Origin of the sequence: Micromonospora parva (genome assembly GCF_040649675.1) — a bacterium.
Classification (GTDB): domain Bacteria; phylum Actinomycetota; class Actinomycetes; order Mycobacteriales; family Micromonosporaceae; genus Micromonospora; species Micromonospora parva.
Genome location: NZ_JBEZFX010000006.1, coordinates 408,123 through 430,272, shown reverse-complemented (window position 1 = coordinate 430,272; position 22,150 = coordinate 408,123). Strand labels below are relative to the sequence as shown.

The window sequence follows — 22,150 nt, the reverse complement described above, 5'->3', positions numbered from 1 at the left end:
TGCCGCTCAGCCCTTGACCGCACCTTGCAGGCCACCGACGATCTGCCTCTCCGCGAGCGTGAAGAACAGCAGTGCCGGCAGCATCGCCAGCGAGGTGAAGGCGAGGACGCCTGCCGTGTCGGTGGTGTACTGGCTGGAGAAGTTCTGCACGCCCAGCGGCAGGGTGTGCAGGTCGACGTCGCTGAGGACGAGCAGCGGCAGCAGGAACGAGTTCCAGCTCGCCACGAACGCCAGCACGCCAACGGTGACGAGCGCGGGCCGCGACAGCGGCATCGCGACACGCCAGAGGAAACCGAGCCGACTCGCACCGTCGATGGCGGCGGCGTCCTCCAGCTCTCTCGGGATGGCCGAGAGGAAGGGACGCAGGATCACGATCGTCAGTGGTAGCGAGAAGGCGACCTGCGGAAGGATCACCGCGTAGTAGGAGTTGATCAGGTTCAGGTCCCGCAGCATGAGGTAGAGCGGCAGGATCGCCGCCCCGGCCGGAAACAGCAGACCGAGGGTGAAGAAGGTGTAGAGCCCCTCCCGCCCGCGGAAGCGGTAGCGGGCGAGCACGAACGCGGCGGCCAGGCCGAACACGACCACGGCCAGCGTGGTGCCGAGGGCGATGACTGCACTGTTGAACGCCTGCCGCCAGAAGTTGCTCTGGGTCAGCACCCGGGCGTAGTTGTCCCAGACGAACGGGTCGGGCAGGCCGGCCGGGTCCGCGACGATCTGCGGGGTGGTGCGGAAACCGCCGATGACCACGTAGATGACCGGGGCGATCGACACCGCAGCGATCGCGAGGGCTATCGCGTAGGTGAGCGGCGTGCCCCAGGAAATCTGACGACGCCCGTTGGACTGGGGGAGAACGCTGTTCACGGCCATCGTCACTTCGCCCTTCCGGTGATGGCGCCCTCGATGTCGCGGCGGAGCAGGAACCGCTGGAACAGCAGCGCCGCCACGAAGGAGATGACGAATAGGATTACCGCCACGGCGTTGCCGTAGCCCCACAGCCGGGCGAAGAAGCCGTTGTCGACCATGTAGGTCGCCATGGTGGCCGATGCGCCGAGGGACCGCACCGCGGGCACCGAGGTCACCCAGATCATGTCGAAGATCTGCAGTGAACCGATCATGGACAGGAACATCCAGATCCGGATCGTCGGGCCGAGCAGCGGGATCGTGACGTGCCGTTGGATCTGCCACCAGCTCGCGCCGTCGATGGACGCCGCCTCGGTCAGCTCGTCGGGCACATTGGACAGACCGGCGAGGAGCAGGATGATGGCGAAGCCGACGTACTTCCAGGTGAGGACGGCCAGCAGGGTCCAGATGACCACGTCCAGGTCCGCGAGCCAGGCCTGCACCAGCCCGCCCATGCCCAGGGACCGCAGCAGCGCGTCAACGGTGCCGTCGCCGGTCAGGAGCAGTTTCCACATGATGCCGACGGTGACTTCGGCGAGCACGTACGGCACGAACACCAGCAGGCGGAACACGGCGCGCCCACGGAAGCGACGGTTGAGCAGCAGGGCGACGCCCAGGGCGATCGGGCCCTGGATCAGCAGCGACCCGAACACGATGATGGCGTTGTTGCGCAACGCGTCGAGGAAGATCGGATCCTGGAAGGCGAGGGTGTAGTTCCTCAGGCCGACGAACTCGGTGGGCGGCCCGACCCCGCGCCAGCGGAACAGGCTGTAGTAGACCGCGAAGCCCATCGGCACCAGCACGAACATCACGTAGATGAGGATCGCTGGCGTGGTGAGGCCGATGATCTCGTACCACTTGCGGCGGTTGTCGGCGCGGCGGGCGGACGCGCGCCCAGCCTGGCGGGGGCCCGCCGGCGACGCGGAAGCGCCGCCGGCGGGCATACGGATCTGGTTGGCGGAGGTCACTTGCTTGCGGCCGCCTTCATCGCCGAGACGACCTTCTCAGGCGTCCCGTTGCCGGCGAAGATGGCGACGACCGCGTCGTTCATCGCGGTCCCGACGGTGCTGCCGTAGGCCGTGTCCAACCAGAGCTGGACGTAGCTCGACCCGGAGGTGGCCTGCAGGATGGACGTCAGCGCGGGGTCCTTCACGGCGCCCTCTGCGCCCTTGGCCACCGGCAGGCCGGTGCCGGTCTCGGCATAGCCCTTCTGCACCTCGGGGCTCACGATGTACTTGAGGAACTCGACGCACTCGGCGGGCGCGTTCTTGGAGCAGGAGAACCCGTCGCCACCACCGAGGGCCGCCTTCGGGTCACCCGGCGAACCGGAGATCGCCGGCACCGGGAACCAGCCGAGGAACGAGGCGAGCTTGGTCTTGTCCGTGGCGACGGTGTCCAGCGTGCCGCGGTTCCAGTCACCCATCAGCTCCATCGCGGCCTTGCCGTTGGCGAGCATGCCGTTGGCGCTGGTCGGGTCGTTCTGGCCCGGCGTGGCGATGAAGTTGGGCTGGAACGGCTTGGTGTCGATGAACGCCTTCAGGTCCTGGCCGGCCTTCACGAAGCACGGATCGTCGAAGGTCTTCTCCGCGGCCGCCTTCTTGAGGGTGTCGACCGAGCAGGCGCGCAGCGCCATGTTGTACCACCAGTGCGCGGCCGGCCACTTGTCACCGGCACCCACGGCGATCGGAACGACGTTGATCGCCTTGAGCTTGGTGACAGCTGCGTTGAGCTCCTCGAACGTGGTCGGCGGAGCCGAGATGCCCGCCTGCGCGAACATGTCCTTGTTGTACCAGATGCCCTCGATGCCCATCCGGAACGGCAGGCCGTACTGCTTGCCCTTCACCTGCCAGATCTCTGCGGCGCTGCCGATGTTGGCGACCTCGGCCTTGACCTGGTCGGTGACCTCCTTGAGGTAGTCGGCCTCCACCTGCTCGGTCATCTCACCGCCGCCCCAGGTCATGAAGATGTCCGGCGGGTCGCTGCTCAGCAGCGCGGCGGGGATCCTGGTGCGCTGGAGCTGGTTGGTCTCGATCGCCTCGATCTCGATCTTGACCGTGGGGTGGAGTGCGGAGAAGTCCTTGGCGACCTTCTCCCAGTAGGTCTTGCCGGGCCCGTCCTGCGAGGCGTTGTGCCACCAGGTCAGGGTCACCGGGTCCTTGTAGAGCTCCCCCTGAGGGGCTGCCTCTTCGCCGCCGCCGCTGCACCCGGCGGCAACGAGAACACCTGTCATCAACAGTGCCAGGACGGCACTTCTACGTCGCTTCGTTGCCATCGATGTCTCCTCGACTACTCAGTCGCGGTACTCGGCCTGCGGCGAAGTTTTACAGTCATGTAACTTGATGTCAATCGGTATCGATAACGTTTTCGAATCGGCGGCGACACCTCGTCGACTGCGGCCCTATCATCATCGACGTGGTGTTTCAGCAGCGCGTCAAGATGTCCGATGTCGCACGCACTGCCGGCGTCTCGGTCGCGACCGTATCGAAGGTCGTCAATGGCAGATACGGCGTGGCCCGAGCGACGGTGGAGCGCGTCCAGCAGGTCATCCACGAGCTCGGCTACGAGGCGAGCCTGGGGGCGCAGAGCCTGCGCAGCCACCGGACCAACGTGCTCGGCATCCTGTTGGCCGAGTTCGAGCCGTTCTCGACCGAGCTTCTCAAGGGCGCGTCCCAGGAGGTCGCGGGCAGTGGGTACCAGCTGCTGGCCTACTCCAGCGGGGACGGCGAGGGCGCGGCAGTCGGATGGGAGCGGCGGTCGCTCGCCCGGCTCTCCGGCACTCTCATCGACGGCGCCGTGATCGTCACGCCGACAGTGGTCGAGACCGAGAACAACTTCCACGTCGTGGCCGTCGACCCGCACACCGGTCCGTCCCACCTACCCACCGTCGACTCGGACAACTTCGCCGGCGCGGTGCTGGCGACCAACTACCTGCTCTCCCTCGGCCACACCCGGATCGGGCACATCAGCGGACGCACCGACCTGATGTCGGCGCAGCTGCGCGAGGCCGGCTTTCGCAGTGCGATGGCCGAAGCCGGCGTGCCGGTGGACGAGCGGCTCGTCCGCCCCGGTGGGTTCCGGATCGAGACCGCGGCCGGCCCGGCCGCGGAGCTTCTCGGCCTCGCGGACCGGCCGACCGCGATCTTCGCGGGTAACGACCTCTCGGCGATATCCACGATGGCCGTGGCCCGCGACATGGGCCTGTGCGTGCCCGACGACCTCTCGGTGATCGGCTTCGACAACGTGCCGGAGTCGGCGCTCGTCAACCCGCCGCTGACGACCATCATGCAGCCGCTGCAGCGGATGGGCGCCGAGGCGTTGCGCCTGCTCGTCGACCTGATCGCCGGCGTCGAGCGCGACACCCACATCCGGCTCCCGACGGAGCTGGTCATCCGCTCCTCCTGCCGCCCGCACCGCTGACGCCCAGTCGGCCAGACGGCCGGCGCTTCGTCCTGCGCCACGCGGGGGGCGAGCCGGCGCGGGGCGCGCGGACCCGTCGCCAGGCAGTGGTCAGGCGACGAGCAGAAGAACGCTGACCGCCAGCATCACCACGGCCGTGGCCCCGTGGACGCCGAAGACGATCGCCTTGGGGCCGTTGCTGCGCCACACGATCAGGGCGTCGCCGACAGGTATGCCGGCGGCGGCCAGCATGAACCAGCCCAGCAGCTCGGGTGTCGCTCCCGCCACCAGGATGAAGACGAAGAGCCCGGACGCTATGTCACGCACGGCCTTGACGGTCAGCCATGCCTGGAAGCTGCGGTCCTCGGTGGGCGTGCCGGGGATGCCGAAGCCGACTGCGGCCTGTGGCGCCCAGAAGGCGCGCACCCCGATGACGATGATGCCCGCGCCGATCAGGCCGGCGAGCACGGTGGCGATGGTGGTGAGCATGAGCATCTCCTCCTGGACGGATATCTAGCGTCGCTAGATTCGATAGCGAAGATAGTTTGCCTTCGACAGGATGTCTAGCGTTGCTAGAATTCGCTCATGTCCGCCATCAGCGAGCGCCGTGAACGTGAACGCGCGCACCGCCACCAGCTGATCATCACGGCCGCGCGGGAGCTCGCCGAGACCGAAGGCTGGGAGGCGGTGACGACACGACGGCTGGCGGACCGGGTCGAGTACAGCCAGCCGGTGCTGTACAGCCACTTCAACGGCAAGGACGCCATCGTCAGCGCCGTCGCCCTGGACGGGTTCGGCGAACTCGCCACCCACCTGCGCCGCGCACGGCAGGCCGCCCCCGGGCCCGCGCACGCCCCGCGCGCCGTCTGCCGCGCCTACCTTGACTTCGCGACCGAACGCCCCGCCCTCTACCAGGCCATGTTCATCCTGCCCACCGAACTGACGTTCGCGAGCGCCGAGACACCGGCCCCGCTGCGAGCCTGCTTCGACGAGTTCGTCAGCTGCTTTCCCCCGGCCAACGAGCGCCGCGAGCTGTTCGCCGAAGTCCTCTGGGGCGCCCTGCACGGCATCGCCGTCCTGTCGGAGAGCGGTCGCATCCCCCCAGCCGGCCAGGAGGAACGAATCGACCTCCTCGTCACCAGGTTCGCCGACTCCCCGGCGAGCCCGGGCACTCCGTAAGAGCCTGCGCTCCGATGATCGTCACGGGCCGCCCGGACGGCCGGCGCACGCCGGCGCACGCGACAGGGTGGCAGAACGTGAATCTCACCTAAGTCGACAATCTTTTCCCTAGGTTCGATGCGCAGGACGCCGCCGAACCGGGGAGAGACGTGGACAGCTATCCGGCGATCGAGGATCACGGGCTCATCGGCGATCTGCAGACCGCCGCGCTGGTGACGTGTGACGGAACTGTCGACTGGTTCTGCGCGCCGCGATTCGACTCGCCGAGCATCTTCGCCGCGCTGCTGGACAAGGAGAAGGGCGGCTACTTCCAGATCGCGCCGCACGACGTGCGGTACGTGACCAAGCAGCTCTACCTCCCCGGCACGCCCATCCTGATCACCCGGTTCATCAGCGCCGACGGTGTGGCCGAGGTGATGGACTTCATGCCGGTCACCGGCGAGCGGGTCACCGACGCGCACCGCCTGGTCCGCATCGTCACCATGGTCCGGGGCAGCATGCGCTTCCGGGTGGAGTGCCGACCGCGGTTCAACTACGCCCGCGACGAGCATCAACTGGAGCGCCACCACGACGGCTACGTCTTCCGCAGCCGGTCGGCGACGTTGACGTTCAACCCGGTCGACCCCGTGCGGCGGTTGATCTCCGAGCAGGGTGACATCCACCTTGAGGGCGGCGACCTGGTCGCGTACGGCACGCTGAACGAAGGTGACACGGGAGGGGTGGTCCTGGAGACGGGCGGCAGCGAACCGCGCATCTTCCCGCCCGAAGAGATCCAGGGGATGTTCGAGTGGACCCAGGACTACTGGCGGCGCTGGCTCGAGCGTTCCCGCTACACCGGCCGCTGGCGGGAGATGGTCGAGCGCTCGGCCATCACGCTGAAACTCATGACGTACGCGCCGACCGGCGCGATGATCGCCGCGCCCACCGCCGCGCTGCCCGAGCTGGTCGGCGGAACCCGTAACTGGGACTACCGCTACACCTGGGTACGCGACACGTCCTTCTCCGTGCACGCGCTGCTCGGCCTCGGCTTCACCGAGGAGGTCAGCCGGTACATGAACTGGCTGGACGAGCGGATCCGCGAGGCCGGCGACCACCAGGATCCACTGAAGATCATGTATCGGGTGGACGGATCCTCCGACCTGCACGAGGAGGTGCTGGACCATCTGGAGGGCTACCGCGGATCACGCCCGGTGCGGATCGGCAACGGCGCCGCCGACCAGCTCCAGCTCGACATCCACGGCGAGGCGCTCTACGCCATGCACCTCGCCGACGAGCAGGGCATCCGTGTCTCGCACCAGGTGTGGAAGAGCACCGTCCGGCTGGTCGACTGGCTCTGCCGCAACTGGGACCAGCCCGACGCCGGCATCTGGGAGAGCCGGCACCATCCCCGCAACTACACCTTCGGCCGGGTGATGTCCTGGGTGGCACTGGACCGGGCGATCCGACTGGCCACCCGCACCGGCCGCCCCGGGGACATGGCCTGCTGGACCGAACAACGCAACCGCATCTACGACCAGGTCATGGCCCGCGGATACCACCGGGGCCGGGGCACGTTCGTGCAGGCGTACGACGAAAGCGTGCTGGACGCGGCGCTGCTCGCCATGCCGGCGGTCGGTTTCGTGACGCCGAGCGACCCCCTGTGGCAGTCCACCCTGCTGGCGATCGAACGCGAGCTGGTCTCCGACAGCCTGGTCCACCGGTACGACCCGGTCCACTCCCCCGACGGCCTCCCCGGCCACGAGGGCACCTTCAACATGTGCACCTTCTGGTACGTCGAGGCGCTGGCCCGTTCCGGCCGCCTCGACGACGCCCGACTCACCTTCGAGAAGATGTTCACCTTCAGCAACCACCTCGGCCTCTATGCCGAGGAGATCGCCGCCACCGGGGAGCAGATCGGCAACTATCCGCAGGCGTTCAGCCACCTCTCCCTGATCAACTCCGCGCTGACCCTCAACGACCTGCTCGACACCGAGGCTGACGCCCGCCGCCGCCGGTAGCGCCGGTCGCCCGTCACCCCGCGTGCGAGCCCACCTCGGGAAGGGCTTGACGCGCCCACGTCCATCGCGCATCGTCGATACATATCGACCATCTCGAATGTATTCACGCGGGGAGACCTGATGAAAGCCTTCGTCACCACCGCAGTGGCCGCGGCCCTGCTCCTGACCACGGGCAGCGCATCCCACGGCCAGCCGGTCGCCGACCCGCCCTGCGCCGGGCAGATCCACCCGAACCCGGGGTTCGAGCGCGGCGCGACAGGCTGGAGCGCCGGCCCCCGCATCGTCGTCTTCGGCGACGCGACCCGGCCCGCACACACCGGGCGCGGGTACGCCACCTTCGCGGGGCTGGACGTGACGCGCAGCGACCTGCTGCGTACCACCGTCACCGTGCCGGCCAACTGCGACCTGACGGTCAGCTTCTGGGTGCGGACCACCACCACGGAGATCAGCCGGGGCGACTACCTGAACGTCGGAATGGCGGTCACCGGAATACCGCCGAAGACGAGGTTCTCGCTGGCCTTCGACGGCGGGGCGCTGTGGCGGCAGTACACCATGTCGAGCGGGACGGCGACGACCGAGCGCACCGCGACGGTCAGCTTCCTCGGCAGCGAGGCTGCCGGCAACGGCGTCACCGCCTTCGACGTCGACGACGTGACCTTCACGTTGGGCTGACCACAGCGGATAAAGGCCACCTGAGCCCCGGGACCTGCAAGGGATTGAGATTACCGTCTCTGCGGGCGGACTTCCTGGGCGGTGATGGCAACCGACTCTATGCTTGCCGCCGAATGCACGGCGGCCCGTCCGGGCCGAGGGGGAACCGATACGGGGATTCGCGAATGCGCCACAGTTCTGCTCCGAGCAACAGCACCGCCGGCGTCAGTGCCGAAACGTCGGACGGCCACCTGACCGCCACCGCGGAGGGTGCCGCGCTGCGATCCGCGGTCGCCGAGGAACAGGCGTTTCTGGATGTGGCCACGGCCCGGCGGGACAGGCTGGCCGAACACCTGCGGGTCGAGCTTTCTACAGCGGCAGTGGACCCGATGGAGCAGGCCCGGCAGCGCATGCTCCGCCGGCAGTACGACGAGCTACGGCGAGCAGAGGACGGGCTGGTCTTCGGTCGCCTCGACAGCCTTGACGGCACGGTGCGGCACGTCGGCCGGATCGGTCTCCGCGACGAGGGCGAGGGCGGTGAGCCACTGCTGGTGGACTGGCGCGCCCCGGCGGCTCGGCCGTTCTACACCGCGACGGCCGGCGACCCACAGGGTCAGGCACGGCGCCGGCACATCCGCACCACGGGATCAACAGTCGTCGGCGTGGACGACGAGCCGCTGGACGGGAGCATGACCGGCGAACTCGTCGGCGAAGGCGCCCTCCTGGCTGCTCTCGACCAGCGGCGCACGGGCCGTATGTCGACGGCGATCTCCACACTGCAACGGGAACAGGACGACATCATCCGGGCTGAGGCGACCGGCCCGCTGATCGTTCAGGGTGGCCCCGGCACGGGCAAGACGGTGGTTGCCCTGCACCGCGTCGCGTACCTGCTGTTCACGTACCGGAAGATGGCCGAACAGGCGGTCCTGGTCCTGGGCCCCTCGCCGCGGTTCCTCCAGTACATCGCCCAGGTGCTGCCCGCGCTCGGTGAGACCGCCGTCGTCTCGGCGACCTGCGACACCCTGCTGGCCGACGTCCAGGTGGGTCGCGACGAGAGCCGGCTTCTCGCCGAGATCAAGGGCCGCGCGCTCTGGCAGGCCACGCTCGAAAGCTACGTCGCGTCACTACTCCCCCGGCCCCGCGAGCTGACGTTGCGCTGGGATGGCGAGTTCTACGTCATCGCGGCCGCGACGGTGGCACAGGCGCTCGCCTCGGCGACACAGGGACGCCCGTACCACCGCGCCCGCGCGGCGTTCGCCGAGCAGGTGCATCACCTCCTCGCCGATGTCGTCGCCGAGCAGCGCGAGGCGCTGATGGACGAGATGGAGGAGGGCTTCGAGGACATCCTCGCCCGCGTCGACAAGAGCATGGAGCATGACCACCACGCCCCCCGGACGTCCACCGGCAGCGACGTCGACGGGCTGCTCTCCGAGGAGGAGGTCGAGCATCTGCGGTCCCGCATCGCCGAGAACGCCGCTGTCGCCCGGTTCATCGAGGCATGGTGGCCCACCCTCGATGCCGAGACCCTGCTGGCTGGTCTGCTGACCGATCCCGCCCTGCTGGCCCGGTTCGCCCCACAGCTGTCCCCCGAGGAGATCGCCGCCGTCTCGGCCGAGCCGGCCGGATGGGCACCAAGCGACATCCCTCTGCTCGACGCCCTCGCTGAACTGCTCGGCGAGGTCGACACCCCGCAACCGCAGGGCGAGTTCGTCGCCGACCGCGCCCGGCGACAGCGTGGCTGGGTGTACGGCCACGTCGTCGTCGACGAGGCGCAGGAGCTGTCCGAGATGCAGTGGCAGATGGTTCTGCGGCGGTGCCCCAGCCGCTCCATCACCGCCGTGGGCGACATCGACCAGGCCGAGGCAGCGCACCGGCACACCAGTTGGGCACAAGCGGTGCGGGCCGTCTTCGGAGACCGCTGGACCGCTGCCGAACTCACCATCTGCTACCGGACCCCGCGCGAGGTCATGGACCTCACCGGACCGGTCCTGGCGAAGGCTGGCAGCCACGGCACGCCACCCCGAGCGGTCCGCTCCTCCGGCATCGCCCCCTGGGAACTCACGATCACACCTGCCGAGCTCTCCGGTGCCGTCGTCGAGGCAGTGCGGCGGTTGCGGCAACGGTGGCAGGGCGGCACTGTCGGCGTCATCGCCCCAGCGGACCGCGTCGCCGAACTCCTCGCCGTGGTCAGCGATGTGCCGGTGCTCACCGCAACCCAGTCCAAGGGATTGGAATGGGACGCGACGCTACTGGTCGACCCGCAGGGCATCGCCGCTGAACCGCGCGGCTGGAACGGCCTGTACGTCGCGCTCACCCGGTGCACCCAGGAACTCGGCCAACTGGTCCTCACGCCGTAGTCGCCCGCGCCGCCGATCTGCGGCTGAACACCGGCCGGGTCGACGTCTTCACGCCGCACGTTCGATCGTCGGCGCCGGACTCTGGCCCAGGAACAATCCGGCCCAGGACGTCACCGTCCTGGGCCGGATTGTGTTGCGGTTGCCGATCTCGCCGATCAGGTGATGTTGATGTCGCTGCACCACATGTAGGCCTGGTCCAGGTGCGACGCCTGCCAGATCACGAACAGCACGTGGCTTCCGGAGCGCCCGGAGGCCGAAACGTTGAACGAGATGTTCTGCGCTGGCGCGTAGCGCCCGGTCGTCGCGATCAGGTCGAGATTGCCCCACCCGACCTTCTGGGTGCTCGGGTTGAACCCCTGCTTGGTGATGTAGACCCGGAAGAAGTCAGCACCGTGGCTGGCCTGGTCGTACAGCTGGACCGTGAAGTTGGAGCTGACGTTGGTCGCCTTCCACGCTCCGGGCTGGTTCACCGAGTCGTTCCGGGAGAGGCCGTTGCTGCACAGTTGCCCGTCCGGGGTACGGGCCTGGTACTGGCCGCCGAGGCCGTCCCGCAGCTGGCTCATCCAGTTCCACATGGTGTCGGGGTTGGCCTGGAACGCCCGCCAGCACATCGGGTCCTGCTGCTGCATGGCTGGGTTCATGTGCTGGTTGCCCCAGGTCTTCCAGCACTGATAGGCCCGGCTGGCCGGGTTGATGATGGTGCCGTGGGCCTGGGCCGCGCCGGTCCAGGGCAGTGTGCCGACCACCATGGCGAACAGCAGGACGACCGCCCGGATGGACTGACGGACGGGTGACCGAGATCGCCCACCGGATTGATCGGGCTTGTGTGAACGCACTGTTCATCCTCCGCTCTTCGGTACGAGAGATCACAATGGGAACGCTCCCAAACCAACTGTTACATCCGTGACCGTAAATATCAATACGGATCCATAAATGGTCGAATGTGGATCAAGCCGGCGGGGCCCACCGGTCGGGCACGCTGAAGGACAAGCCGCCCACCAGGGCCGGATCACCGCCACCCGCCGTGCACTGTGGCACTGACCGCTGACCCGACGACGCGCCAACGACGGTCCGGCACACCGAGATCCGCAGCACCGTCGAACGGATCGCGCGTGACGGCGCCCCCTCGGCTCGCCGCTACCGCAGGACCCGCGAAGGAGACATCCAGCCGCAGGTTCGGAACCGGCGGCCCCGCGGGTACGACCACCCCGCCCGACCGTCCGGCATGGTCACAGCCCGGCCGCGGCGTCGTACCGGCGGCGCTGCTCGGCCATCTCCGATTCGGTGAGCGCCTCCTTGAGCGCCACCTCCTCGTACTTGTCCGGGAACATCTCCCGCAGCCGGTCGACGAACATGACGTCGGCGGTCGCCTCGACCACCTGGATCCCGGGAGGCTGGGTGGACATGTCCATGATCACGGGCCCGGCCAGCTTGACCGCCACGTCCCAGGGCCGCTTCTGCTCGGCGACGCCGCAGAGGTGGAAGCCGTACACCGTGCGCACGTCGGCGAGCGCCGTGACGTCGGACGGCTCGTAGCCGTAGACGCGGACCCCGCAGATCACCGGCGGCTTCTCCGTGGTGGCCGCCTGCTGGGCACCGTGCCCCGCGTGGTTGTGCTGCCCTGGGTCCGCCTGTTCGAGCGTGGTACGCATCCGGGCCGTGATCTGCCCCTGCAGATCCACCGGCTCCGTCGTCGACTCGGCCCGGTTGACCAGTACGACCGCGCCGATCGACACCGCCAGCACGATCACCGCCACCCACACGAAGCGGTTCCGGTACCAGCCCGCGAAACTCTCTCGGGAAATCATGATTGCTTCTCACCTCGTCGCCGCTTCTGGTGCGCTGGCAGACCACATCGGACGCCCCTGGCAGGTCAGACGTCGAGCACGTCAACCGCCGGGGACAGGGACCGGAGATGGGCACGGGCGGGCGAGGGGTGCCTGCCCGGCACGTGCCCGTCGACAGGGAGATGGCCCGGCGATGCGCCATGCGAGCGCCCGCCAAAGCGACGCCCTGCTGGCACTGCGATGCTCCCGTGCTGGCCGCTCCCAGCGCGGTTGCCCCCGCGCTGCGGCGATATGAGCCATTCCAACACGTCTGATCCGCTCGTGCAACATCGACGGTATTCAACGTGGACTCGTCCGGCCACCCAGCCCGAGGCGGCGCGAGCACGGGCTTGAGATTGGTGCGAATCGATGTATCGTGGGAACGCTCCCAGATTGCGTCCCGTACCTCCACCCTGCTTGAGGAGCTGAAACATGTCGCGACGGCGTCGTCGCCCGGCCACCATGCTGGCCGGGCTGCTCATTCTGGCCCTGTGTGCGTTGTTGTTACCACCGGCGCCGGTAGCCGGCGCGGCCGGCCCATCCCGCACCCGCGCGGTGCCCCTCGCCGAGCTGACCGTGGTCTCCGAACAGGTGGCCTTCGGTCTGCAACGGCCAATCGCGATCACCGGGCTGCCGGACGGCCGGATGCTGATCGCGGAGAAGAACGGCACCGTCCGCGCCTATCACCCCGACACGGGCCTGGCGGCCGAGCCGGTGCTCGACCTGACCTCCCGGATCGACACCTCGGACAACGAGCGCGGCCTGCTCGGCATCACGCCGGCACCGAACTTCGCGCGGACCGGAATCCTCTACGTGGCCTACACGAGCCTGCCGGCCGGGGCGTTGACCCTGGCGCGAGTGCCCATCGGGGCCCCTGACCGGGTGCAGGTGCTGCTCACCCAGGAGCACGCCGAATACGGCAACCACAACGGCGGACAGGTGGCGTTCGACCGCGACGGCTACCTCTACTGGTCCCTCGGCGACGGCGGTCACGCGAACGACCCGTTCAAGTCCGGTCAGAACCTCGGCACCCTGCTCGGCAAGATCGTGCGGATCGACGTCAACCGCGCCTGCGGCGGGAAGCCGTACTGCGTGCCCTCCGACAACCCGTTCGTCCGCACGCCAGGTGCACGGCCGGAGATCTGGGTCTTCGGGCTACGCAACCCGTGGCGGTTCTCCATCGACCCGGTCGACAACTCGCTGTGGATCGGTGATGTCGGCCAGGGCCTGGTCGAGGAGATCAACCACATCCGGCCGTGGCAGCGTGGGGCGAACCTCGGCTGGTCCTGCCGAGAGGGCACTCCGGTCTTCGACCAGACGCAGTGCCGGCCGGGCACGCGGTACACCGACCCGGTCTTCGAGTACGAGCACTACCTCACGGAGAACTGTTCGGTGACCGGCGGCGTGGTGTACCGAGGGTCCGCCACCCCGGAGGCGCGGGGTGTCTACGTGGCGAGCGACTACTGCTCGACCCTCGCGTTCGCCGTGCGTCCCAAGCCCACCGGCGGGTACGAGTCCGCGACGATCGGCAACTTCCCCATCCAACCCACCGCGATCGGCACCGACGTGAACGGCGAACTGTACGTGCTCAGTGACCTTCCCGGCTGGCTGAGCCGGGTGCGGTTCGAGCGGGTCCAGCCAGCCCGCTGACGGCAGGGCGTGGTCGGCGGTCCCTGAGTGGCACGGGCGCGGACGGCGTCGGTATCCGGCAACTGGCTACCGACGCCGTCCACCCCTAACTCATGGTGGCGCGGGCGGCGCTGTCGATGAGGTCGGCGACCGCGCCGGGTCGGGAGACCGCCACAGCGTGGGAGGCGGCGATCTCCACCGTCGTGGACCCCGCCCGATCGGCGAGAAAACGCTGCAGGTCCGGCGGGATGCCCTGATCCTCGGTGGTGACCATGGTCCACGAGGGGATGGTCTTCCAGGCGGCCCTGGTGACGCTCTCCTCCTGGGCGCTCGCCGAGGCCGGTCGCTGCGTCGCCGCCATGATCTCGGCGGTGCCGCGGTCGACGTCGGCGGCGAACACCTCCGGGAACTTGTCCTGCAGGATGTACTGATCCATTGTCGTGCCGCCCCCGTCGGCGGGGATCTCGACCATCGCGATGCTCGTTGCGAGCTGACTTCCGGGGTACTTGCCGAGCAACCCGATCACACTCTCGCCCACCTCCGGGCTCACGCTGGCGACGTACACCAGAGCCTTGACGTTGGCGGCACCGTCCGCGGCCTCGGTCATGACCAGCCCGCCGTAGGAATGGGCGGCCATCACGACCGGACCGGGCAAGCTGTCCAGGAGAGCCCGAACGTACGCGGCGTCCTTCTGCACACCGCGCAGCGGGTTGGCGACGGCGATGACCGGATAGCCCCGACGCTTGAGGTCGGCGATCACCCCGTTCCAACTCGACGAGCCGGCGAATGCCCCGTGGACCAGCACCACTGTCGGCATCCCCGCACCCTGGGCAGACATGTCAGGAGCAATGCTCATCTGGGATTCCTTTCGAGGTGCCTCGCCGTTCGCCAGGGCTGGCGCGAAGAGCCGAATCGACCGGGCCGCGCGCATCAGCCGCGCATCCCGGATCCGGCGGATTGCCGCATTCAGAATCCAGCATTGTCTGGCCACTGTCGCCGAGATCGAGGAATTGAGCGGCGGCGGTCTACACGTCACGCGGCGCGACCGAACGTTCTATTCGCTAAGATGGGTGGATGACGCGCGAAGAACCCGAGGCCCGGCCCTCTGAGGCACGACTCAGGCTGCTCCGCACGGCGACCAGGATCTTCTACACGGAGGGCATCCACTCCGTCGGCGTCGACCGGATCATCGCCGAGGCGAAGGTGACCAGGGCCACCTTCTATCGACATTTTCCCAGCAAGGACGACCTCATTCTGGCCTATCTGCGTGAGGTGCAGCAGATGGAGCGCGGCATGGTGGACGAGGCTCTCGCCGCCAACCGGTCGCCGGTCGATCCGCTGCTGGCCATCGCCGGTTCCATCGCGCAGAACATCCAGTCCCCCGGGTTCCGGGGGTGCGCGTTCCTGAACGCCGCGGCGGAATATCCCGACGCGAACCATCCCGTGCACCAGGAACTCATGGCCCACCGGCAGTGGTTCCTGGACACCATCACCATGCTCATGGCGCAGGTCGACAAAGAAACGGCGGATCCTGCGGCGCGTCACTTCGTCATGCTCCGCGACGGCGCCATGGCGGCCGGATGCCTCTCCGACCCGACGATGGTGTCCGAGACGTTCCTGAGTGGCATCCAAGGGCTCCTCAGGATCAACGCGCAGCGTCAGGCGGCACGGTAGCCGCCAAGAGTCCGCCGCGGTCGTGCGCGGCCGGTGACGGCGCGCACGACCGCGACGGCTCAGCTCAGCGGCCGTACGCCTCCAGCAGGCGCAGCCAGACCTCGCTGACGGTCGGGTACGCGGGCACGGCGTGCCACAGCCGGTCCAGTGGGACCTCGCCGACGATGGCGATCGTCGCGGCATGCAGCAGTTCCGCGACGTCCGGGCCGACGAGGGTGAAGCCGACGATCACCCGCCGCTCCTCGTCCACGACCATGCGGGCGTGCCCCTGGTAGCCCTCGGCATGCAGCGTGGACCCGGCGACGGCGGCCAGGTCGTAGTCGACGACCCGGATCCGCAGCCCGGCCGCCTTGGCGGCGGCTGCGGTCAGCCCCACCGACGCGACCTCCGGGTCGGTGAAGACGACCTGCGGCACGGCGCGCGCGTCGGCCGTGGCGACGTGCCGACCCCACGGGCGGTCGTCCACCGCCTCGCCGGTGGCCCGCGCCACGATGACGTCACCCACCGCGCGAGCCTGGTACTTGCCCTGGTGGGTCAGCAGCACCCGCCGGTTGACGTCGCCGGCCGCGTACAGCCACCCGTCGCCGATCAACGCCCCGGCGTCGTCGAGCACCCGCAGGGTGTCGTCGACAGTGAGCCAGGCACCCGGCTTCAGGCCGATCCGGTCGAGGCCGACGTCCTGGGTGTTCGGCGTACGGCCGATCGCGACGAGGACCTCGTCGGCGTCGACCTGTTCGCCGTCGGTGAGCGTGATGTGCACGGTGCCGTCGCCGTCGCGGCTCACCGACGCGGCCTCGGCAGCCAGACGCACCGACACGCCGGCTTCCCGCAGGGACTGCGCGACCTGCTCGCCGACGAACGGCTCCGCCCGCGTGAGCAGTCCGTCCCGGGCGAGCACCGTCACCGCCGAGCCGAGGCCCGCGTACGCGGTCGCCATCTCCGTGGCCACCACGCCACCACCGATGATGGCGAGCCGCCCGGGCACCTGGCTCGCGGCGGCTGCCTCCCGGCTGGTCCACGGTGCCGCCTCGCCCAGACCGGAGACGTCCGGCAGCAGGGCGCTACTGCCGGTCGCGATGACCACAGCGTGTCGGGCGGTGAGCAAGGTCGGGGCGGTGTCCGCGCCGGTCACCTCGACGGTCCGGTCGGAGCTGATCCGTCCCTGGCCGCGATACAGCGTGATCCCCGCCGAGTTGAGCCAGGACACCTGCCCGTCGTCCGTCCAGTGCGACACGATGGAGTCCCGGCGGCGCAGCACGGCCGCCGCGTCCAGTTCGCCGGTCACCGCCTCGCGCGCACCCGGCAGCTGGCGGGCCGCCCGCAGCGCGGTCTGGCTGCGCAGCAACGCCTTGGTCGGCATGCAGGCCCAGTAGGAGCATTCGCCACCCACCAGTTCCCGCTCGACGATCGCGGCGGTCAGGCCGCCCTGCACGACGCGGTCGGCGACGTTCTCCCCCACCGGTCCCGCGCCGATGACAACGACGTCGTAGGTGGCGCTCTCCATGTCAGTTGCCCTTCGCGGTGCGGCCGAGGCGGATGGCTGCGATGAGGAAGAAGATGGCGCCGGGGATGGCGTAGCCGATCGCGTTGGTCAGGGCCGGGTTGTCCGCCGAGGCCGCCGCGATGAACGATCCACCGGCGAGTACGGAGAGACCACCGCTGATGATCATCGGCCACTGGCCGCCCATCTTACGGCGGGTGACGCCGACGATCAGCTGCACCAGCCCGGCCACGACCGCCCAGGCACCCCAGACCCGCAGGACCGCCGGGACGCCGGACGTACCGGCGATGCCCAGGCCGACCGCGGCGAGCAGGCTGATCGCGACGTTCACGTACAGCAGGGTGGGCGATCCGGTGGCCCGCGACGCGCGGACGTCGACGATGGCGGCAGCCACGTCGAACAGCGGGTAGAGCACGAGCAGCGTGGCGGTGAGGGGGTTGAGGTGCTTCGCGAGGGGGAAGGTCACGGCAGCCCAGACGATGGCGAAGGCGAAGCGGCCGAAGTACAACCGCCGCAGGGCGGCGGCCGTCGTCGAGATGCCGGGAACGGCAACGGTGGTCATGTCATCCTCTCGAGGATTCCGGAGCGAACTGACGTTCAGCGGGGTGCGGGGCCCCTGGAGGGGCGGGGCTACTCGACGTCCGAGAACAGCCCCGTGATCTCCACCTGAGCGCCCTGGAGCCCACCGAAGACGGCGCCGGCGGCGGGCGTCGCGACCGCGGCGGAGGCGTCCTCGTAGCTGGCGAAGTAGAGGTCGAGCGTCCGGTACGCGGGGGTGGGCGTGCCGTCCTCCTTCGGCCACACCTTGGCCGACTCGACCCGCTGAAGCTTCGGGAACGTCTCCGCGGCCCGGCGTACGTCGGCGTAGACCTTCTCGAACTCGTCCGGGTTGGCGGGATTCCCGATGATCAGAGTGATCTTGGTGGGCATGGCGCTCTCCTTCGGTCACCGCCGCACAGTCAACTGCCGCTAGGCGGAACGAACGTTCTGTCTCTGAGAACGGTAGCGAACGGCGCCCCGATCGTCAAGACCGATCGTTCTGTTCACCCAGAGTCGACCCGCGTCCGGGCCGGCACGTCGCGGGCCTGGGCCGGCTGCTGTCCGCGTACTCGAAGGGTTTATCGGGTCTTCGTGGCGAAGGGCCCGCCGTCGCCGAACGCGAGCCGCGCGAAGTTCTCCGCGATGCGGCGATGTCCGGCACCGTCGGGGTGGACCTCGTCAGGGAGGGGAAATTCGGCGTAGTCGGATTCGCCGTAGAGGTCACGTCCGTCGAGGTAGTGCAGGTTCGGGTCGTCGGCGGCCCGCTGTTGAACGATCTTGGCGAGTTCGTCCCGGATGATGGTGAGGGTCAGCCGCCCGGCGCTGCGTTCGGCCGGATCTCCGGTGGCCGTGAACCGCAGCCTCCCGCCGTCGAGGTCCGGTGCGAGAGGGCCGGGCGTGTCTTCCTGGACCGGGCACAGGATGGCGGACACGACCAGCAGTGGCGTGCTCGGGTGCCCCTCCCGGATGGTGTCGAGGAAACCGTGGACCGCGGGGGTGAAGGCGCGCAGCCGCATCGCGTCGCTGTTGACGATGTTGATGCCGATCTTGACGCTGATCAGGTCCGCCGGAATGTCCCGCATGGCGCGGGCGGTGAACGGGTCGAGCAGTGCGCTCCCCCCGAACCCCAGGTTGACCAGCTCCACGCCGCCCGCTGCGGCGGCCAGCGCCGGCCAGATGGCGCTGGGATGACCGGCGTTCGAGCCGTGGCTGATGGAACTGCCGTGGTGCAGCCACGTCCTGCGTCGGCTGGGCGGGCTCTGCTCGACGGGCGCGTCGGTGCGCAGCGCGATCAACTCGGTGATCTCCGTGTGCGGGAGCCAGATCTCGACGTCCTTCTCACCTGCGGGCAGATCGGCGAAGCGAGCGGTGCCGGCCGGTCCTTCGGCGAGCACCGACGTCTGGGTGAACATGTCGGTGACGGTCCGGACGTTGCCGCCGGACACCGAGGCCTGCGCGGCCAGACGGCCGTCGATCAGCAGGTCGTAGACGCCGTCCGCGGGCGGCGGGAAGCCCTGGTAGACCCGTTTGGTGGGCAGCGTGTCCAGTTCGATGGTGGTGGCCCGGGTCCGGAAGACCAGTCGCACACCGGAGGGCTGGGCCTCGGCCATGGCCAACTGGTCGTCGGGGATCTGCCGGCGCGCCCGCACGGTCAGCCGATGCGGCAGCAGACCGCGCGTGGTGGTCTCCAGGTCGACGACGCCGCGCAGCAGGTCCGCAGTGATCGGGGTGGTCCATCGATGATCGGTGGTCATTGCCTCAAGCCTTTCGAGGGATGTCGGTGTTCATCGGCGCGCCGCGCCGCGAACCACGCGCGGACGGGCGGCCCTTCACCCCGTCAGGAACCGCTGCGGCTGCGCAGCAGCGCGTCGAGTGAATCCACGATCCAGTCCCAGGATTCCCGCTCGTCGGGGGCGCTGTGCGCGAAACCGCCGGCCAGTTCCAAGCTGACGAAGCCGTGGAAGACGCTGCCCAGCAGGCGGACCGCGTGCGTCGCGTCCGGCTCGTTCAACCCGTAGCCCCGCAGGATCGCCCGGGCCATCTGCGCGTGCCGGACGCCGGCGCTCGCGGCTGCCGTCTCCGGATCGAGCCGGAGCCGAGCGGCGGCATAACGGCCCGGGTGCTCCCTGGCGTAGTCGCGGTAGGCCTCGGCGAACGCGGCCAGGGCATCCCGGCCGGCACGACCGGCGACGGCATCGGCCACCCGGTCGGCGAGTTCGTCCAGCGCGAACAGCGCGATGCGGACCCTGAGGTCATCTGAGTTCTTCAGGTGCGAGTACAGGCTGGGGAGCTTGACGCCGCACCGCCGGGCGAGCGCCGAGACGGTGACCTCGTCGAAGCCGACCTCGTCGGCCAGCTCCGCCCCCGCTCGGGTCAGGCGCTCCGGCGTGAGCCCTCGCTTCTCCATGGCCCCTCCCCCAGCTGCCTAGCACTATCAGGTTACTGCCTAATAGTACTAGGACAGCTGCCGGTGCCTGACCGGGGCCCGCTGCCGCGTCACGCCTCGGAATCGCCGACGTCGGGCTTCTCCCCTCCGGTCGGTGACCCGGGAGCCTCCATCGGTCGCCCCCGCCGCCACCACGCGTCGACAAGCGCGACCAGGGCCAGCACCCCGGCCACCACGCTCAGCCCGACCATCGGCGCCCAGTGGGCCAGCGCCGGCGTGCACAGCAGCAGAGCGACCAGTCCGATCGGCTGGGACCGGGACACCCTCCCGAAGATCTCGTACTCCAACCGGACACGGGAGACGAGGAAGAGCATCGGACCGCCGACCACGAACGGCAGCCAATTGGGCCTCGGCCGCCCGAACGGATCATCGATCACCAACTCGTAGCCGACCGCCGTGACGAGCACGCTGAGCACGAGCAACAGGTGCGTCCGTTCCAACGCCGTGCCCAGCCGAGCGGGCATGGCCACCCGGTCCAACGCATCGGTCAGGAGCAGACCCGCGCAGTGGAAATAGATTCGCCAGAGCAGCGCGCTGGTCGCGAACGCGACAGCGAAGGCAGTTGCCCGGTCCGCCGCATAGTCCGTGCCACTGAAAACCACGCCGATGACCAGAATCGACTCACCGAGTGCGATGAGGAACATCTGCTGATACCGGTCAGCGAGGTGCGTCCCGGCGATCCGCCACCGGGCCACCTTCGAGGCCCCGAGCCAGGGCAGCGGCCAACCCAGGGCCCACGCGACGTAGTCGACAGCGACAGCGGCAACCCACAGCGGCAGGCGGAGGTCGTCCGGACCCAGCGCGCCGGCCAACCACAGTGGCGCGCTCGCCGAGGCCCACACGGCAAGCCGGAACGGCACCAGCCGTCGCGGATGGCCACGCAGCGCGGCGGCGATCACCAACGGCCGCACCACCATCACCATCAGGTACGCGGCAGCGAACGGCAGCGCCCGCTCCTCCATCGCCCTCGGCAACGTCACCGCCATGATCAGACCGGCGAACATGGTGCCGACCACGACGGCCTGAATGACCGGTTGCTCCGGTTCGTAACGGCTGGTGATCCAGGCGGTGTGCGACCAGATCAGCCAGAGCGCCAGAAAGAGCAGGAGCGTCCGCCCGAACCCCAGCACCAGCGTCCAGCCGGTGTCCTCGCCGAGTCCGGCGAACCGTTGCGAGACCCGGGTGAGGGCCACCACGAACGCCAGATCGAAGAACAGTTCCAGGAACGTCGCACGGCCCGAACTCGTCGGCGGACGCAGCAGCCCGGCACCCCGCCCCGCCGCCATCGACCGCCTCCATCCGCCCCTGGTCGCACCAACGACGCGGCAGCGGAAGGAGTTGCGTCAGCGGACGCGCACCGGATTGGCCTCACCCCCGACAATCGAACGAGCCGTCGCCGCGAGGCCGGTTCATCACCTCGTGAGGAGAGAAGTCCCCGGATCCGGGGTAAGGGCCAGGCAGCGCGGCGACGAGGGAACACGCGCCGTTCACCTCGCGCAGCCACACCAGGAGGGACAGCCGCATGACCGACCGCAACCGGGCCACCCCGACCATCCCGGACGACGATCCGAACCGAACGCTGACGGTGGCCGACCCCGACGACCCCGCGACCACCTACCTCTCCCTCGCCGGAGGCACCTACGCCATGCTGGTCACCGGCGAGCAGACCCACGGGCAGTACTGCCTGATCGACATGCGGATCCCCGACGGCGGAGGACCGCCACCGCACCGCCACGACTTCGAGGAGATGTTCACCATCCTCGAAGGCGAGATCGAGTTCACCTTCCGCGGGGAGAGGCACCTCGTCCGCGCCGGTTCCACAGTGAACATCCCGGCCAACGCGCCGCACAACTTCCGCAACAGCTCCGGCGCGCCCGCCCGCATGTTGTGCGTCTGCACCCCTGCGGGACAGGACGAATACTTCCTCCGCGTCGGCGACGTGGTTGCCGGTAAAGACGCACCGCCGCCGCAGCTCACCGATGACGAGCTGGCAGAGCGCCGGCGACGCGCGGCCGACCTGGCTCCCGAATACCGCACCGAGATGCTCTGACCGG

The 22,150-nt window shown here is 69.1% G+C and carries 21 protein-coding genes; 8 read left to right on the top strand and 13 right to left on the bottom strand.

Annotated features, from left to right (window positions below):
- Positions 1–6: 6 nt before the first annotated feature.
- The 3 genes from AB0C03_RS18060 to AB0C03_RS18050 are packed head-to-tail and all read right to left on the bottom strand — an operon-like array spanning position 7 to position 3,049.
- The gene (locus tag AB0C03_RS18060) at positions 7–873 is read right to left on the bottom strand and encodes a carbohydrate ABC transporter permease (RefSeq protein ID WP_357637893.1); all 867 of its coding nucleotides are present in this window, start codon (positions 871–873) and stop codon (positions 7–9) included.
- A complete protein-coding gene (locus tag AB0C03_RS18055) occupies positions 870–1,868 on the bottom strand; it encodes a carbohydrate ABC transporter permease (RefSeq protein WP_030328275.1) in 999 nt (332 codons plus the stop codon). The genes AB0C03_RS18060 and AB0C03_RS18055 overlap by 4 nt, the downstream gene beginning before the upstream one ends.
- Positions 1,865–3,049, bottom strand: coding sequence for an extracellular solute-binding protein (locus tag AB0C03_RS18050; RefSeq protein ID WP_245233506.1), 1,185 nt, complete (start codon positions 3,047–3,049; stop codon positions 1,865–1,867). Before AB0C03_RS18050 ends, AB0C03_RS18055 begins: the two co-directional genes overlap by 4 nt.
- 287 nt (positions 3,050–3,336) lie before the next feature.
- Here AB0C03_RS18050 and AB0C03_RS18045 point away from each other — a divergent pair, with 287 nt between their 5' ends.
- Positions 3,337–4,317 (top strand): LacI family DNA-binding transcriptional regulator, encoded by a 981-nt coding sequence (locus AB0C03_RS18045; protein WP_357637978.1) that lies wholly within the window; start codon positions 3,337–3,339, stop codon positions 4,315–4,317.
- A gap of 90 nt (positions 4,318–4,407) precedes the next feature.
- Here the strand turns inward: AB0C03_RS18045 and AB0C03_RS18040 are convergent, their stop codons facing one another.
- Positions 4,408–4,785 (bottom strand): DUF4267 domain-containing protein, encoded by a 378-nt coding sequence (locus AB0C03_RS18040; protein WP_030328280.1) that lies wholly within the window; start codon positions 4,783–4,785, stop codon positions 4,408–4,410.
- A gap of 96 nt (positions 4,786–4,881) precedes the next feature.
- On the opposite strand from AB0C03_RS18040, the gene AB0C03_RS18035 reads away from it, so the two are divergent.
- From AB0C03_RS18035 to AB0C03_RS18020, 4 genes are all read left to right on the top strand, one after another.
- The gene (locus AB0C03_RS18035; protein WP_357637890.1) at positions 4,882–5,475 is read left to right on the top strand and encodes a TetR/AcrR family transcriptional regulator; all 594 of its coding nucleotides are present in this window, start codon (positions 4,882–4,884) and stop codon (positions 5,473–5,475) included.
- Between the two features lie 149 nt (positions 5,476–5,624).
- The gene (locus tag AB0C03_RS18030; protein WP_357637887.1) at positions 5,625–7,472 is read left to right on the top strand and encodes a glycoside hydrolase family 15 protein; all 1,848 of its coding nucleotides are present in this window, start codon (positions 5,625–5,627) and stop codon (positions 7,470–7,472) included.
- Between the two features lie 120 nt (positions 7,473–7,592).
- The gene (locus tag AB0C03_RS18025; RefSeq protein ID WP_357637885.1) at positions 7,593–8,144 is read left to right on the top strand and encodes a hypothetical protein; all 552 of its coding nucleotides are present in this window, start codon (positions 7,593–7,595) and stop codon (positions 8,142–8,144) included.
- A 164-nt stretch (positions 8,145–8,308) separates the two neighbouring features.
- A complete protein-coding gene (locus tag AB0C03_RS18020) occupies positions 8,309–10,480 on the top strand; it encodes a HelD family protein (RefSeq protein ID WP_357637882.1) in 2,172 nt (723 codons plus the stop codon).
- Between the two features lie 155 nt (positions 10,481–10,635).
- On the opposite strand, the gene AB0C03_RS18015 is transcribed toward AB0C03_RS18020, so the two are convergent.
- A complete protein-coding gene (locus AB0C03_RS18015) occupies positions 10,636–11,316 on the bottom strand; it encodes a lytic polysaccharide monooxygenase auxiliary activity family 9 protein (protein WP_210862966.1) in 681 nt (226 codons plus the stop codon).
- A 393-nt stretch (positions 11,317–11,709) separates the two neighbouring features.
- Positions 11,710–12,288 carry a hypothetical protein gene (locus AB0C03_RS18010; protein ID WP_210866571.1) on the bottom strand — a complete coding sequence of 193 codons (579 nt, stop codon included), beginning with the start codon at positions 12,286–12,288 and terminating at the stop codon, positions 11,710–11,712.
- Positions 12,289–12,738: 450 nt separating this feature from the next.
- Between AB0C03_RS18010 and AB0C03_RS18005 the strand changes: the two genes are divergently transcribed.
- Complete coding sequence (locus AB0C03_RS18005; RefSeq protein WP_210866572.1) at positions 12,739–13,956, top strand: PQQ-dependent sugar dehydrogenase; 1,218 nt, start codon at positions 12,739–12,741, stop codon at positions 13,954–13,956.
- An 85-nt stretch (positions 13,957–14,041) separates the two neighbouring features.
- Here the strand turns inward: AB0C03_RS18005 and AB0C03_RS18000 are convergent, their stop codons facing one another.
- On the bottom strand, positions 14,042–14,791 hold the full coding sequence (locus tag AB0C03_RS18000) for an alpha/beta fold hydrolase (RefSeq protein ID WP_245233507.1): 750 nt from the start codon (positions 14,789–14,791) through the stop codon (positions 14,042–14,044).
- A gap of 218 nt (positions 14,792–15,009) precedes the next feature.
- On the opposite strand from AB0C03_RS18000, the gene AB0C03_RS17995 reads away from it, so the two are divergent.
- Positions 15,010–15,609 carry a TetR/AcrR family transcriptional regulator gene (locus tag AB0C03_RS17995; protein ID WP_030328295.1) on the top strand — a complete coding sequence of 200 codons (600 nt, stop codon included), beginning with the start codon at positions 15,010–15,012 and terminating at the stop codon, positions 15,607–15,609.
- A gap of 64 nt (positions 15,610–15,673) precedes the next feature.
- Here AB0C03_RS17995 and AB0C03_RS17990 read toward each other — a convergent pair whose 3' ends face one another.
- From AB0C03_RS17990 to AB0C03_RS17965, 6 genes are all read right to left on the bottom strand, one after another.
- A complete protein-coding gene (locus AB0C03_RS17990) occupies positions 15,674–17,113 on the bottom strand; it encodes a dihydrolipoyl dehydrogenase family protein (RefSeq protein WP_210859320.1) in 1,440 nt (479 codons plus the stop codon).
- Between the two features lies 1 nt (position 17,114).
- A complete protein-coding gene (locus AB0C03_RS17985) occupies positions 17,115–17,672 on the bottom strand; it encodes a hypothetical protein (protein WP_030328299.1) in 558 nt (185 codons plus the stop codon).
- Positions 17,673–17,740: 68 nt separating this feature from the next.
- Entirely contained in the window at positions 17,741–18,040 is a 300-nt protein-coding gene (locus tag AB0C03_RS17980; protein WP_030328301.1) for a hypothetical protein, read from the bottom strand.
- Between the two features lie 188 nt (positions 18,041–18,228).
- Positions 18,229–19,404, bottom strand: coding sequence for a GDSL-type esterase/lipase family protein (locus AB0C03_RS17975; RefSeq protein WP_357637875.1), 1,176 nt, complete (start codon positions 19,402–19,404; stop codon positions 18,229–18,231).
- A gap of 83 nt (positions 19,405–19,487) precedes the next feature.
- Positions 19,488–20,057 carry a TetR/AcrR family transcriptional regulator gene (locus AB0C03_RS17970; RefSeq protein ID WP_357637872.1) on the bottom strand — a complete coding sequence of 190 codons (570 nt, stop codon included), beginning with the start codon at positions 20,055–20,057 and terminating at the stop codon, positions 19,488–19,490.
- Positions 20,058–20,146: 89 nt separating this feature from the next.
- Complete coding sequence (locus AB0C03_RS17965; protein ID WP_357637869.1) at positions 20,147–21,382, bottom strand: low temperature requirement protein A; 1,236 nt, start codon at positions 21,380–21,382, stop codon at positions 20,147–20,149.
- A 236-nt stretch (positions 21,383–21,618) separates the two neighbouring features.
- Here AB0C03_RS17965 and AB0C03_RS17960 point away from each other — a divergent pair, with 236 nt between their 5' ends.
- Complete coding sequence (locus AB0C03_RS17960; protein WP_030328307.1) at positions 21,619–22,146, top strand: cupin domain-containing protein; 528 nt, start codon at positions 21,619–21,621, stop codon at positions 22,144–22,146.
- Positions 22,147–22,150: the final 4 nt, after the last annotated feature.